The 14,347-nt window shown below is 37.1% G+C and carries 11 protein-coding genes; 5 read left to right on the top strand and 6 right to left on the bottom strand.

All coding sequences use genetic code 11. The features are described from left to right. Positions 1 to 2: 2 nt before the first annotated feature. A complete protein-coding gene (locus tag WCV66_RS04145) occupies positions 3 to 1,202 on the top strand; it encodes an MFS transporter (protein WP_066338280.1) in 1,200 nt (399 codons plus the stop codon). Between the two features lie 203 nt (positions 1,203 to 1,405). Here the strand turns inward: WCV66_RS04145 and WCV66_RS04140 are convergent, their stop codons facing one another. The 5 genes from WCV66_RS04140 to WCV66_RS04120 form a co-directional block, all read right to left on the bottom strand. After that, positions 1,406 to 2,389 (bottom strand): aldo/keto reductase, encoded by a 984-nt coding sequence (locus tag WCV66_RS04140; protein ID WP_338787966.1) that lies wholly within the window; start codon positions 2,387 to 2,389, stop codon positions 1,406 to 1,408. 240 nt (positions 2,390 to 2,629) lie between these two features. Beyond that, complete coding sequence (locus WCV66_RS04135) at positions 2,630 to 3,454, bottom strand: uroporphyrinogen-III synthase (RefSeq protein WP_338787965.1); 825 nt, start codon at positions 3,452 to 3,454, stop codon at positions 2,630 to 2,632. A gap of 184 nt (positions 3,455 to 3,638) precedes the next feature. Next, a complete protein-coding gene (gene purU / locus WCV66_RS04130; protein WP_066338290.1) occupies positions 3,639 to 4,538 on the bottom strand; it encodes a formyltetrahydrofolate deformylase in 900 nt (299 codons plus the stop codon). A gap of 103 nt (positions 4,539 to 4,641) precedes the next feature. After that, positions 4,642 to 5,082: a threonine/serine exporter family protein gene (locus WCV66_RS04125; protein ID WP_066338293.1), complete on the bottom strand. Its 441-nt coding sequence runs from the start codon at positions 5,080 to 5,082 to the stop codon at positions 4,642 to 4,644. An 18-nt stretch (positions 5,083 to 5,100) separates the two neighbouring features. Continuing rightward, positions 5,101 to 5,856, bottom strand: coding sequence for a threonine/serine exporter family protein (locus WCV66_RS04120; RefSeq protein WP_066338298.1), 756 nt, complete (start codon positions 5,854 to 5,856; stop codon positions 5,101 to 5,103). Positions 5,857 to 6,009: 153 nt separating this feature from the next. Between WCV66_RS04120 and WCV66_RS04115 the strand changes: the two genes are divergently transcribed. The 3 genes from WCV66_RS04115 (at position 6,010) to ade (ending at position 11,314) form a co-directional block, all read left to right on the top strand. Continuing rightward, positions 6,010 to 8,109, top strand: a complete 2,100-nt coding sequence (locus WCV66_RS04115) for an alkaline phosphatase D family protein (RefSeq protein ID WP_338787964.1) — start codon at positions 6,010 to 6,012, stop codon at positions 8,107 to 8,109. A gap of 281 nt (positions 8,110 to 8,390) precedes the next feature. Next, positions 8,391 to 9,326 (top strand): DMT family transporter, encoded by a 936-nt coding sequence (locus tag WCV66_RS04110; protein WP_338787963.1) that lies wholly within the window; start codon positions 8,391 to 8,393, stop codon positions 9,324 to 9,326. A gap of 254 nt (positions 9,327 to 9,580) precedes the next feature. Further along, the gene (ade, locus tag WCV66_RS04105) at positions 9,581 to 11,314 is read left to right on the top strand and encodes an adenine deaminase (protein WP_338787962.1); all 1,734 of its coding nucleotides are present in this window, start codon (positions 9,581 to 9,583) and stop codon (positions 11,312 to 11,314) included. 100 nt (positions 11,315 to 11,414) lie between these two features. Here the strand turns inward: ade and WCV66_RS04100 are convergent, their stop codons facing one another. Next, positions 11,415 to 12,527, bottom strand: coding sequence for an SEC-C metal-binding domain-containing protein (locus WCV66_RS04100; RefSeq protein ID WP_338787961.1), 1,113 nt, complete (start codon positions 12,525 to 12,527; stop codon positions 11,415 to 11,417). A 335-nt stretch (positions 12,528 to 12,862) separates the two neighbouring features. Here WCV66_RS04100 and treP point away from each other — a divergent pair, with 335 nt between their 5' ends. Then, positions 12,863 to 14,263: a PTS system trehalose-specific EIIBC component gene (gene treP / locus WCV66_RS04095; protein WP_338787960.1), complete on the top strand. Its 1,401-nt coding sequence runs from the start codon at positions 12,863 to 12,865 to the stop codon at positions 14,261 to 14,263. Positions 14,264 to 14,347: the final 84 nt, after the last annotated feature.

Here is a 14,347-nt window from a genome sequence, read left to right as displayed (position 1 = left end):
GAATGAACAATGAAAGCAAACAACCAATTTGGACCAAAAGCTTTATCAGTATTTCCTTGAGTAACTTTTTTATCTTTATTGCCTTTTACGGCTTATTAACCTCCTTACCAATATATGTAGTCGATGAACTACATCGTTCTGAGATAGATGCAGGTCTTATCGTAACGATCTTCCTTCTTTCCGCCATCATCGTTCGACCATTTTCAGGGAAGTTATTAGAGGATTTTGGCAAAAAAAGAATGTTAATGATAAGTCTTATTCTTTTTACAATATGCTCGTTTATGTACCTTTTGATTGAAAACTATACGTTATTACTAGCACTGCGATTCTTTCAAGGAATTTGGTTTAGTATTGCTACGACAGCAACCGGTGGGATAGCAGCAGATCTCGTTCCAATAAAAAGGCGTGGAGAAGGTCTTGGATACTTCGTGATGTCGACGAACCTCGCTGTTGTTTTTGGTCCACTAATTGCACTAACTCTAATACAAGTTGCATCATTTACTATTCTCTTTCTTGTATTTGCTTTATTAATTACAGCAGGAGTACTGTTTACTGCTTCAAGTAAAATAAATGAAGCAGCTTCAAAAGAAACGAAGAGCAAGAAAAAGTTACAGTTTTCCGACCTAATTGATCGAAAGGCATTACCAATTGCTTTTATCGGTAGTTTAGTTGCAGTTGCTTATTCAAGCGTACTGTCATTTTTATCCATTTATGCACAAGAGCTCAATTTATTAGATGCGGCTAGCTTTTTCTTCGTAGTCTTTGCTGTTGTCATGCTAGTTGCTCGTCCTTTTAGTGGCCGTTTATTTGATTCAAAAGGTCCCCATATTGTTATCTATCCAGCACTCGGATTATTCCTGATCGGATTGGTTCTATTAAGTTTGACTCAAACTTCGTTCATGCTGCTGTTATCAGGTGCATTCATTGGACTTGGTTATGGAACCGTCGTACCTTCCTTGCAAACACTTGCCATTCAAGCAACTGATCGTAATAGAAGCGGGCATGCTACAGCAACATTTTTCACACTCTTCGATACAGGAATTGCTGCAGGCTCATACATCCTAGGCATTGTTGCTACACAGCTTGGTTATGGCCAGCTATATTTCTATACAGCTATATTTATGATTATTGTCATTGTATGTTATAAATTGGTCTTACATCGAAAAGAAGTGACAAAGTTCAATTTGAAGGAGACTCACTAAGAAAAGCGCAAGCGCCTTGACCAGCCTCGGGCAATAAGACGATTTGGAATAGAAGGCGTTCTTTGCCTTCAATTCCAAATTGGCTAGACCCTAGAGGGGCTAGGCGCTGGAGCTAGACACCAAAACTAGGTACAAACTTTTATACTTTCTAACTGTTTAAAAAAAGAGTTAAAGCTATAGAAAAGCTTTAACTCTCATTCTTTTTAGTAGACACCGCGAATATTCGGATGGATTTCCTGTTGATAAAATGTTGATAGTTGTTTTAATTCTGCTTCACTAAATGATTGAACCTCAGTTGCTTGCAGATTATCTTCAACTTGTTTAACTGTTTTAAATCCAGGTATAACAGTGGTAATTTCCTCATGGTCAAGAATCCAACGCAATGCTGCTCTTGTCATATTTCCACGTCCATCAGCGATCCAGCTAAGTTGTTCACTTAACTCGACTCCTTTTGAAAACTCTACACCCGCAAACGTTTCACCTACATTGAAGTGCTCACCATCTTTATTGAAGCTACGATGGTCATCTGCCTCAAATGTTGCTTGTTTTGTAAATTTACCCGTTAACAATCCACTTGCTAAAGGAACTCGTGCTAAAAGACCAACACCTTTTTCTTTTGCTTGTGGAAGTAATTCAGTAACTGCCTTTTGGCGGAAGATATTAAAAATAACTTGCAGCGCTTTTACATTCTCTTGCTCCAAACAAAGTAAACCCTCTTCCACCGTTTCAACACTCACACCATAGTGGCGGATTTTCCCTTGTTGTTGCAGCTTATCTAGCACATTAAAGACACTGCCACTTTTAAGGATTTCCATTGGTGGACAGTGAATTTGATATAGATCAATCGCTTCACGTTGAAGTCTTTTTAAACTTGCTTCACAATACTCAGTTATAGACTTTTCAGAATAGGTTTCTGGATCAAAAATATCACCTGCACGGCAAAACTTTGTCGCAATGTGAATTTTGTCTTCCTTTCCCTTTGTCGCTTTTGCCAATAACTCTTCACTGTGGCCATCGCCATAGACATCTGCAGTATCAAAGAAGTTGACCCCTGCATCCATCGCATGCTCTAATCCCTTTAACGCTTCCTGGTCATCAGATTTCCCCCAAGAGCCACCAATTGCCCATGTGCCAAAGCTTAATTCACTGATCTTTAACTCTGTATCTCCTAGTTGACGATAATTCATGTTCTCCACCATCCCTAATTATGTAGCTTTTTTATAACGCCTTGAACAAGTATATTATAGTAAAATTAAAGCGCTAACAAAAGGAATTAACCTTCATATCCTTCTTTTAACTTCAGGAAATGCTCTTTTGCGAATTTCACAATTTTATATAAAAAACTGTTAACATCAAAAAAAGAGGCTCACTCAAACAGTATCCTAGCCCCTGCCTGAGTCAACCTCATTACTATCCCCACAATCGTACTATTCAGGTTTGTTCGCTTGTAACTCCTGATAATAATGAACTAGCGCTATGATCGCACTACCCATTCGCTCCTCTTCTGGTACAACCATTCGAGTAATGCCAACTTCTCGCAATGCTTGGGCAGTAACTTTCCCAACTGAAACAGCAATAACATTTGTTGCAAAGGCGTGTAATACTTCCTTCTCTACACCCTTTTCCTTAGCATGTGCCATTAAAAAACGCGCTTGTGGTGTGCTAGTGAAGTTTACTGCATCAACCTCACCTTTTAAAATTTCACCAACTAGTTGCTCCATCACTTCAGGTTTAGGCGGAATATGCTTATACGGTAAGATTTCTCTATATCCAGCACCTTGTTCCTCTAGCCAGTCAATCAATACTGGAGCTGGATCACCATGTAGCTGAAGAGCAACTCGTAAGCCCGTTAAACGGTGGGCATTTAATTCTCTTACTAGCCCAGCTGTGCTCCCATCATCATCTCTTACAACAGGTATAATTCCTAGCTTCTTTAATACATTAACCGTTTTATATCCTCTTGCTGCCACCTTTGATTTGCTTAAGGCTTCAATAAATTTTTCACCTAAGCCGATATTCACAGCCGTTTGATAAAGTTTGTCTGTCCCTAAGCCTGTCGTGAAAATAAGCCAATCAAAGTTCCCATCCACCAATGCTTGGATTTCTTTTTCCACATTTGAATCATCAAGAAACACAGTACCCTGCGCTGGGCGCACTAAAGCGACACCACCTAAATTCTCAACTAGCTTACTTAATTCCTCAGACTTTCTCTGTCCTGCCAGTGCAATGGTTATGCCATTTAATCGTTTCACGACAATCCCTCCCAGTAATTTTCTAAGTTGCTAATATTGTATCATCATTTCTTAATAGATAGTTTATTCTGTTTCTTCTATATAAAATGGTAACGATTTCAAACACTATATTTTAGAAAAATCTGATAAGAAAACAGTTTACATAATCGTGGCAAATAAAAAACCCCTAAAAAGGGGATTCACATTAAAAAACAATCGTTTTATTTTGATGAACAATAATACGGTCTTCCAAATGCCATTTTACTGCTCTTGCTAGTACGCTTCTTTCAATCGAACGACCAATTTTTTTCAAATTATCAACATTATCTCGGTGATCGACACGACCGATATCCTGCTCGATAATTGGTCCTTCATCAAGATCATTTGTAACATAATGTGAGGTTGCACCAATTAATTTTACGCCGCGTCCATACGCTCGTTCATATGGTCTTGCTCCAATAAAGGCAGGTAAGAATGAATGATGGATATTAATAATTTTATTAGGGTTCGCTGCTACAAAATTTGGTGTTAGGATTTGCATATAACGAGCTAGTACAATTAAATCAATATCATAATCTTTTAATAGCTGTAACTGCTGTTCTTCGACTTGAGCCCGAATATCTTTATTAGCTGGAATGTGATAAAACGGGATATTAAGTCCTTCCACAACATCTCTTGCTTCCTCGTGATTACTTATGACAAGAGCAATATCAGCCATTAAATCGCCACTTTGCCATTCCCATAAAAGCTCAAGCAAGCAGTGTAGCTCTTTTGATACGAAGATAGCCGCTTTTTTCACATTGTAAACATGAGTTAATTTCCATTCAAATGAAAATTCTTTTGCCAATTCAGCAAACTGATGCTCCATGTCTTTCGCTTTCTCCTTAAGATTAGGGCATTCAAACTCAATACGAATGAAAAACGTTCCATCCTCTGGATTTGTTGAATACTGGCTTGATTCAATGATATTTGCATGATGTGAAAACAAAAATTTCGAGATTGTCGAAACAATCCCTGGTTTATCCGGACAACTAACTAAAAGACGTCCACGATTCTGATTACGTTCCTGAAATAATTCTATTTGATCCTTAATATATGAATTCATTGTTAAAACCTCTCTATAAGTGATGAAAAACATTATACATGAGCCAGCTTAATTGGTTAAGAATTTTAGTGAATTTTTTTATTAGGAAAAACACCCATATAAATTATTGTACCATTTTCCTAAGACTGGCCTTTCGAATAATCTGGTTAATAACCTCTGATAAAACTAACCCGATTGCAATTGCACCAGAGATCATAAACGCTTTTGCAGCAAGAGGAATTGCGGCATTATAATCATTTTCTACGACCCGCCTCATTGCATCGTAAGCTAAACCACCTGGTACTAGTGGTATGATACCTGAAACATTAAAAATAATCATTGGTGTTTTATAGGCCTTAGCAAAAAATTGACTAATAATTGCTATAAAGAAAGATGCAATTAGTGTCGCAAAAACACTATCTAGTGTGTATTCATAAAGACCAATATAAACCATCCAGCCGACCATACCTACAAAACCACACTTGAATAACGTTTTTACTGGTGCATTAAAGATAATTCCAAATGCAGATGACGCAATAAAGCTAGTAATAAACTGTTCGATCATTATGTAAGCCCCCTGCCTTTAATAAAATGAAAAGACAACAGCAACACCCGCTCCGATCGCAAATGCTGTTAAAAACGCTTCAGCCCCTTTTGAAATTCCGGAAACTAAATGTCCCGCCATTAAATCCCTAACTGCATTAGTAATTAACAAGCCCGGAACTAACGGCATAACAGAAGCAATAATAATTTTATCAAGCTCTGTTCCAAGGCTTAACACAACAAACAATACAGCTATCAACCCGATAATAAATGATGCCAAAAACTCTGCGAAAAACTTTATTTCTACTAATTGATGGATATAGATCAAGCATGAGAAGCCAATTCCACCGGCAATTAACGCAGGAAGAAAATCAGTCCAGTCACCTTGAAACATAATTAGAAAACAGCCACTCGCTATAGATGCAGCAGCAATCTGTATCCAAATGGGATATGCATGTGCATCATGTTCAATCTCTTTAAGATGTCCGTATGCCTCTTGGACTGAAAGCTCACCACTACTGATTAGTCTTGAAACACTATTCACTTTTGCCACCTTTTGTAGGTCTGTTGAACGGTCAATAATTCTTACTAATTTTGTTGGGTTATGACTGTCTATAGAAAAAATGATCCCAGTAGGAGTAACGTAGCTATGTGAATGTAAAATACCATAGGCCGCTGCTATGCGTGTCATCGTATCTTCTACCCGATACGTCTCCGCACCACTTCTAAGCATGATCTTTCCAGCTAATAAACACACCTCGATAATCTCAAACGTTTGATTTTGTTTATTTTCCAACTTCCTTCACTCCATAACAGATGTCTATATAGAGTTTAATGAAGAAGGTTCATTTAAGCAAATCTTTCCTTCTTTGACTTTTCCCTGTCCTCACCATTTTATTACCACCTGAATAGCTTAGTATAAATACCTATTCAGGCGGTGACTTGAATAATGGAACTTCCAATCCTATTATCTGGACCGATTATTCGTAAAGTAGACCCAACACAGGTGTATATTTGGATTGCAACAAGCAAGGACTTTCATATAAAAGCAGAGCTTTATCAAGTAGGCACTAATCAAGATTCCAAGGATGATAAACAGCTACAAGTTCGTACAATATTAAAATCAATTCGTCTTGGAAAACAACTCTTTATCCATTTAGTACACATCACACCTTTAGAGGAAAACCTACCTGTTGATCAATTACTTGGCTATAATTTGTTTTTTACAAAGGGATCTAATAAATATGATTTAAGCAGCCTTGGTTTACTTTCCCCCAATAACCCTAACTCAATTGTCTATGGAGATTTCTTATATCCTACCTTTTATATTAATTCAAAACCAGAATCAGCCATTCTTTATGGCTCATGTAGAAAATTACACGGGAAAGGACAGGATGCATTAGCAAGGGCAGACGAAATGATTGCAAAAAAACCATTAGACAAAGAAATAAGGCCCAGCTCCCTCTATATGTTAGGTGATCAAATCTATGCAGATGATGTTGCAGATCCAATCTTTCCTATTATCCAAGAAATGAGTCGTCAATTAACAGGGCATGAACAAGAAGATTTATCTAAAGTGGAGCCGTCTCTTAAAAGGAATAACTTTAAACAACGTTTAACAAAAATCCAGGGCAGACAGTTTATAATCGAGCAGTTTTGTAAATTCACCTCTTCAAATGCCTATAACCACCTTATAACGTTCGGAGAATATGCAACAATGTACTTATTAAGCTGGAGTCCAGTACTTTGGCAAATGGCCAAGGAAGAGCATGTAATGTATACGTTTGAGGAAGCTTATCAACACAATCTGATCCATTTTAATTCTCCCAAAAAGGCAGCGTCTCTTAAGGAACATCATGATGAGTATCTCCAATATAAGGATCGCTATCATGAACAATCACTCGATATCGAACAATTCCAACAGTCGGTTGCAAAGGTACGACGCTTATTAGCCAATATCCCCACCTATATGATATTTGATGATCACGATATTACAGATGACTGGAATATTTCATTAGAATGGAAAAAACAAGTCCATGAAGCTCCATTAGGAAGACATACAATTGCTAACGGTCTTGCTGCTTACTGGGCCTTCCAAGGGTGGGGAAATGACCCAAGCCGATTTGACCAATCCTTTATTTCAGCCATGAATCAATATTTCAATGGCTTTCATGCAGAAGCACCCGCTTACAAGAATTGGCTTCAAACGTTGGAGGAATTTCAATCATGGCATTTTACAGCTCCAACTACACCTTTGACACTATTCCTTGATACTCGAACATTACGAGAATTCGATTCTACACCAAAGCAAGTAAAATGGACGAATTTGATTGAGGAAACGACAAAAACCCCTAAGTTAATTGGGGAAAAAGGATGGGAACTTGTTAATCAAACATTACAAGACAGCGATTGGAATAAAGGGGAACCTTTAATAATCGCTTCTCCAGCACCACTATATGGAGTCGGTGTTATCGAATCATTTTTGAAAAATAATATCTACCCTTTTCGAGTACTTGGTGTACCAGTCCATTACAAATTAGACTTTGAAGCATGGAAATATAATGTTGAAGGCTTTTCTTCTTTTCTTCATTACCTTAAGGAATGGATGCCTAGTGAATGCATCATTTTATCAGGTGATGTTCATTATGCTTCAACTGTAAAAGCTGATGTCGAAATAAACAACGAACAGCTCTCTATCTATCAGCTTACAAGTAGTCCAATGAAGAATATGAGCTTTGAAGGATTGTTCGGAAGTTTGCTTAAACTCATTGTTTGGATTACAACACTCAGACAAAAGGAGAAAACGGTAAACAGATATTACGATGATAAGAATCCTATTCTCAAAGAGAGTGACTTAACTCATCAGTCAGCTAACATGGTGTGGAAGGAAAAAATAAGCTATCAATCTTTGGAACATGGCACTATCATAGAAACAGCTAATAACCTTGGTCTATTAACACGTACGAATAAGACTATTCAAAATGTGTTATTACAAGATTTTAATGAACAGCGCGGTTATGGAAAGTTTGAGCCTTTTCCTTTAAAGTAGAAGAAAGACCTCTAATAGCTACTTACCAATAGCAATTAAATACGAAGCCTATGAGGTTGACTCAAAACCACAGGAAGCAGTCCCCTTTGAGTCAACCTCTATGAATCTAAAAACCTTACATAATTATTTTTCACGAACACCCTTAGAAGTCAGTTACATAATGAGAAAGCACGAAAATAGCTTGATTATAGACAGATGGTTTCGTTTGCTATATGATTTATGAAATATTATGATGCTGTTTTTAAGCTAAATTGTATGAAAAAAGGAAGAAGGAAAAAGATTTGAGCAACAAAAGTAAATATCCGATTTATATATCTCTATTTTTCGTTATGGTGATTTGGGGATTCAATGTTATTGCAACAAAACTACTTGTCACAAGCTTTATGCCAGTCACGATGACAGCACTGCGAATTTTCACGGCAGGTGTTGGTGTGTTCATCATCCTATTTTACTTAAGACTAATTAGAATGCCCTCAAAAAAAGAATTTCTTTATATTCTAATCTGTTCACTCTTTAATGTTGTTGGGCATCATTACTTTTTATCCGTTGGGTTAAAGGGAACGTCAGCATCTAACGGTGGCCTTATATTAGGTATGGGACCTATATTAACTACGATTCTAGCAATCTTTTTTCTAAAAAATAAAGTTACCTTACTACGCTTTTGCGGAGTTATTTTCGGTTTTATTGGAATTTCATTTATTGTGTTCCGAAGCGGTGAAGGGCTACAACTCATATCCTTAGGTGATATTCACGTATTTTTATCAATATTTTTACAAACGATAAGCTTTATCATGATCAAAAAGGTTTCTTCTACATTAGATCCACGTCTTATGACAGGATATATGTTGATAATCGGGTCAGTTTTCTTATTCATCATCAGTGTTATTGTAGAGCCGAATGGCATTCAAAGCATGGCTAGTGGATCGTCCACTGTGTGGATCATCTTTTTTGCATCTGCCTTCTTAGCAACATCTGTTGGACATATGACATACAATTACGCGATTGGAAAAGTAGGTGCAGCCGAATCTGCCATATTCATTAATCTTAACCCGTTCTTCGCATTAGTGGGAGCTGCATTGTTTTTAGATGAAATGATTACCTTCACTCAAGTAATCGGGTTTATCTTTATCATATTTGGCGTTGTCTTAGGTGCCGGGGGATTAGAGGAATTGTTACGACACCAAAAAAGCAAAAGAGAAATGATTATTTCAAAATAAATCAATTTGAGGCTTTAGTTGTTAAAGGACCACAATAAAGTTATGTTAAAAATCTTGACATACAATGTTAGGGTAACTAGTATTTATCTTAATAGGCATAATTTAAAATCTTATGCAAAAACAGCAACTAATCAAACAAAAACTAACATTCTCTTTTACTCTCAAAGCAGGTCATACGAAAGCCGCAAAAAGAAAGTAATTCACACTTTTTTAATGCGGTTTTTTTCGTATAAAACGAAAGGGGTTTTATTTTTATGGAGCCATTTGTAAGAAGACTCGAAGCAGCAGCCAAGAAAATAAAAGCTGATTTAGTCATTAAAAACGGTAAAATCATTGATGTATTTAATGGTGAATTAATTGAGGAAACAATCGCCATTACTGACGGAACCATTGTTGGTGTCGGCGACTATGAAGGGGTCACAACCATTGATGCGAAAGGAAAGTTTATCTCTCCAGGTTTTATCGATGGCCATGTTCATATCGAGTCTGCGATGGTCACACCTTTTCAATTTTCACAGGTTGTCATACCACATGGAGTAACTACCGTCATTGCGGACCCCCATGAGATTGCAAATGTTAATGGAACTGATGGAATACAGTTTATGATCAATTCCGCGAAGGACGCACCCTTAAACATTTATTACATGCTCCCTTCATGTGTTCCTGCAACACCGTTTGAACATGCTGGTGCAATCCTTTCAGCTGAAGATTTGCAGCCCTTTTATCAGCATGACTGTGTATTAGGCTTAGGAGAAGTCATGGACTTTCCATCAGTATTTAATCAAGATCCAGCTATGTTAAAAAAAATCAATGCCGCTAATCTGCTAAAGAAAAAAATTGACGGTCATGCAGCCGGAATTTCAGGAGATCCTTTAAATGTTTACTTAACAGCTGGTATTAAAACAGACCATGAATGTGTCACTCCTGAAGAAGCGTATGACCGTTTAAAAAAGGGCATGTATGTCATGCTTAGAGAAGGGTCTGCTGCAAAGGATTTAGTATCATTATTGCCAGTGGTCACTGAAAGAAATGCCCGTCGCTGTTTATTTGTTACTGATGATAAACATTTAGATGATTTACTTGCACAAGGTAGCATTGATTATAGTATTTCACTTTCTATTAAAAACGGGCTAGACCCCATTCTTGCCTACCAAATGGCTACAATAAATGCAGCAGAATGCTTCGACTTAAAGACAAAGGGTGCAATTGCTCCTGGGTATGACGCAGATCTGATTTTATTAAATGATCTTGAGAGCGTAGATATAGACCAAGTTTTCATTAAAGGAAAACGTATAGCTGAAAAGGGTGATTATGTTGTCACCGAAAACATCACATCAGATGTAAATATACCTAACAATTTATTAAATACAGTTCATTTTAAAAATTTCTCAGTCGAGGAGTTACAATTAAAATCTCTAGAGAATGCTAAAGCAAATATAATCGAGGTTCTTCCAAATAAAATAATAACAAAGCATATTGTCGAAGAGATTGAAACAAGCAACGGGTTCTTTCAACCATCGATTGATAAGGACCAGCTTAAAATTGCTGTAATTGAACGACATAACCAGACAGGAAATATTGGGCTAGGCATAGTAAAGGGGTTTGGTCTAACAGCCGGAGCAATTGCTACAACTATCGCTCATGATTCACATAATGTTGTTGCTCTTGCTACAAACGATTATGATCTCCACAAAGCAACTGAAATGATGAAGGATATGGGTGGAGGAATGGTTGTCATAAAGGATGGCGAAGTATTGGCTTCATTACCACTAGAAATATCTGGATTGATGACCGCCAATCCCTTTGCAATCATAAATGATAAGTTGATGGATATCGATCATGCTTTAAAAGAAATTGGCTTTAAAGGCAACTTTAATCCATTTTTAACTTTATCCTTTTTGGCTTTACCAGTAATACCAGAGCTAAAACTTACTGATCTCGGACTCTTTCAAGTGAAAGACTTTAAACATATTGATGTTATTCTTTAAATATTGGCTCTGTTAAACATCGTTGTTGATTTCCGCTTGTATTGAGAGAATCGGTGGACCTTCGATTCTCTCACTTCAAAGCTAGCTGACGTTAATTAACTTACCCACAGCATTTTTTGTACTTTTTCCCACTTCCACAAGGGCATGGTTCATTTCTTCCAACCTTTTCAGTTTGTACAGGTGAACTACCCTCAGTTAATTCCAACTTCCATTCCTCCATAAGAGGATGATCCAACCCAATTATTTTGTAGTAGCTATACGCTAACTGCTCAACTTCAACTAAAAAAGAGGTAGGTCTTTCACTTACATATTGATTTATTTCTGGCTCTGCTGCAGGACTTAGCTGATGAATAAGTGCTTCAAAAATGATGGCTTGACTATCTTCATCCTCTACCTGACGATAAGCATTTCGTAAAACCTCTACTGCATAATCAGTCTTTATATTCTCGATTATAGAGGCAGCAAAAATACTCGATTCCTCTTTTAAAAGATATGGCGCAACTGCTTCTACAACCTCGTCCGTTTGGAAGGAAATCAATGCTGCGGCAACTTCCTCAAGCAAAATGTCCTCATCTCGTACAAGCAAGGGAGCTAATGTTTGTATGTACTTATCATTCTTCATTAAACCAATCATATAAACCGCAAGGATTCCCTTGTAACTAAACCAATTATCTTTTAGATTTTCTTGCACAACTTTATCTAATTGAGCTTCTGTAACCCAACCCTTTTTCACGAGCGTATAAGCAACCTTTTTGGCTTTTATATAAAAATTCGAATTAAGGTATGTTTCAGCCTCTAGCTTTTTGGCAAAATCCTCGATTAATAACCAGACTTCTTCTTCCATTCCATCTACTAATACCTCATATAAAGGCCAGTAATCATTAGGAATGAATGTTTTGAGCTCCTCCTTATGTTTTAAGGCAAGTTCAGGGTCCAAATCAGCTAATAACTGAAAGTATAAATGGCTCATGTTACTAGGCGCATGTTGGGCTCCTTCAACTAAATGTCCAACAATCTCTTCATGCATTGGATTAATTGATAAATAAATTAAAATTGTTGATCTTTTTTCTTCATTTTCCACAGCTTCTCTTACAAGCTTTTCAATCCAGCGCTTACTAACATTTGGGTAATCATGTAAGGCTTGGACAACAAATTCCTGGACAATTAGATCATCCGTAATAAGGAAGGGTTCAATTCTGTCTTTAAAATTCATATTATAGTCCTCTCTATTTCTATATTTTTCTTTTGCAAAAAATCATCTACCTATGTTTTAACATGTGTATCTTTTCAAAACAATGACGCAAAACTAATGCGATGAAAAAATCATAAGGTAGGGGTTTGAGCCAGTTTGGGTAGTGGGAATAATTAACTACATTTATTATTTGAAAACGCATTTATTTTTATTGACAACATGTATATACAAGTTTAAGATAAATACATGACATGTATATACATATTTCGACAAGCAGATTCAATAATGAAACCGCTTAGCTTGTTCAAATATGTATTAAAATATTTACACGAAAAGATGGATATGGAGGGAAAACCATGAGTGTTGATCAAAAACAAGTAAGTCAAATTATAGACGCAATAGGTGGTAAAGATAATATATCAGCAGCAACACACTGTGTTACACGATTACGCTTTGCTTTAGCAGATGAAGGAAAAGTAGATAAAGAGGCGCTCGAATCGATAGATCTTGTTAAAGGATCATTTTCAACTAATGGACAGTTTCAAGTAGTTATTGGCCAAGGTACTGTTGATAAAGTATATAAAGAGCTTGTAAGTCAAACTGGGGTAGGGGAAGCATCTAAAGATGATGTGAAAAAGGCTTCTGAGAAGCATTTAAACCCACTTCAGCGTGCGATTAAAACATTAGCAGATATCTTTATTCCTATCTTACCTGCCATTGTTACAGCTGGGTTATTAATGGGAATCAATAACATCTTAACGGGACCAGGGATTTTCTTTGATGAGGCTTTAATCGAGGTTTATCCCCAATGGGCAGATGTAGCAAGCATCATTAACTTAATTGCTAACACTGCGTTTGTGTTCTTACCTGGATTAATCGGTTGGTCTGCTGTAAATAGATTCGGTGGAAGTCCGTTACTAGGTATCGTGCTTGGTCTAATGCTTGTTCACCCTGACCTTTTAAACGCTTGGGGCTATGGAGCAGCAGAAGAAATTCCGACATGGAACTTATTTGGTTTAGAAGTACAGAAGGTTGGTTACCAAGGACAGGTTTTACCAGTCCTACTAGCTTCATATGTTTTATCTAAGATTGAAGTGTTCTTAAGAAAACTCATTCCGGATGCGTTTCAACTACTACTTGTTGCACCAATTACACTTTTGGTAACTGGACTAGTTTCATTTATCGCAATAGGACCAATTACATTTGCAATTGGTAACGTTATAACTGATGCGGTTGTAGGAATTTTCAATGTAGCACCAATTGTAGGAGGATTAATTTACGGTGGGCTTTACGCACCTTTAGTTATCACTGGTATGCACCATACATTCTTAGCAGTAGACCTACAGTTAATCGGAAATACTGGAGGTACCTTCTTATGGCCAATGGTTGCATTATCAAATATTGCTCAAGGTACGGCAGCTCTAGCAATGATGTTCATATTAAAAGATGAGAAGCTTAAAAGTCTATCAATAACATCCGCTGTTTCTGCTTATCTTGGTATTACTGAGCCAGCAATGTTCGGTGTAAACTTACGTTTCCGCTTTGCCTTCATCTCAGCTATTATTGGCTCGGCAATTGCAGGAGCATTCATCTCAATTCAAGGCGTAAAGGCTCCATCTATAGGTGTCGGCGGCCTTCCGGGATTCCTATCCATCTTCCCGGAAAACTGGGGATCATTCTTTATCGGTATGATTATTGTAATTGTAGTACCATTTGTCCTAACCTTGTTATTCGGAAAAATACGTAAAGAAAAATAATAAAAAAAAAGCGGAGAGCCTGTCGTTTAGATTAGGCTCCCTGCTTTTTCACATCATATAGCAAAATATTGAACCTGACAGGAT

This window comes from Metabacillus rhizosphaerae (assembly GCF_037201795.1).
GTDB lineage: Bacteria > Bacillota > Bacilli > Bacillales > Bacillaceae > Metabacillus > Metabacillus rhizosphaerae.
This window is presented reverse-complemented; position numbering and strand designations above follow the sequence as displayed.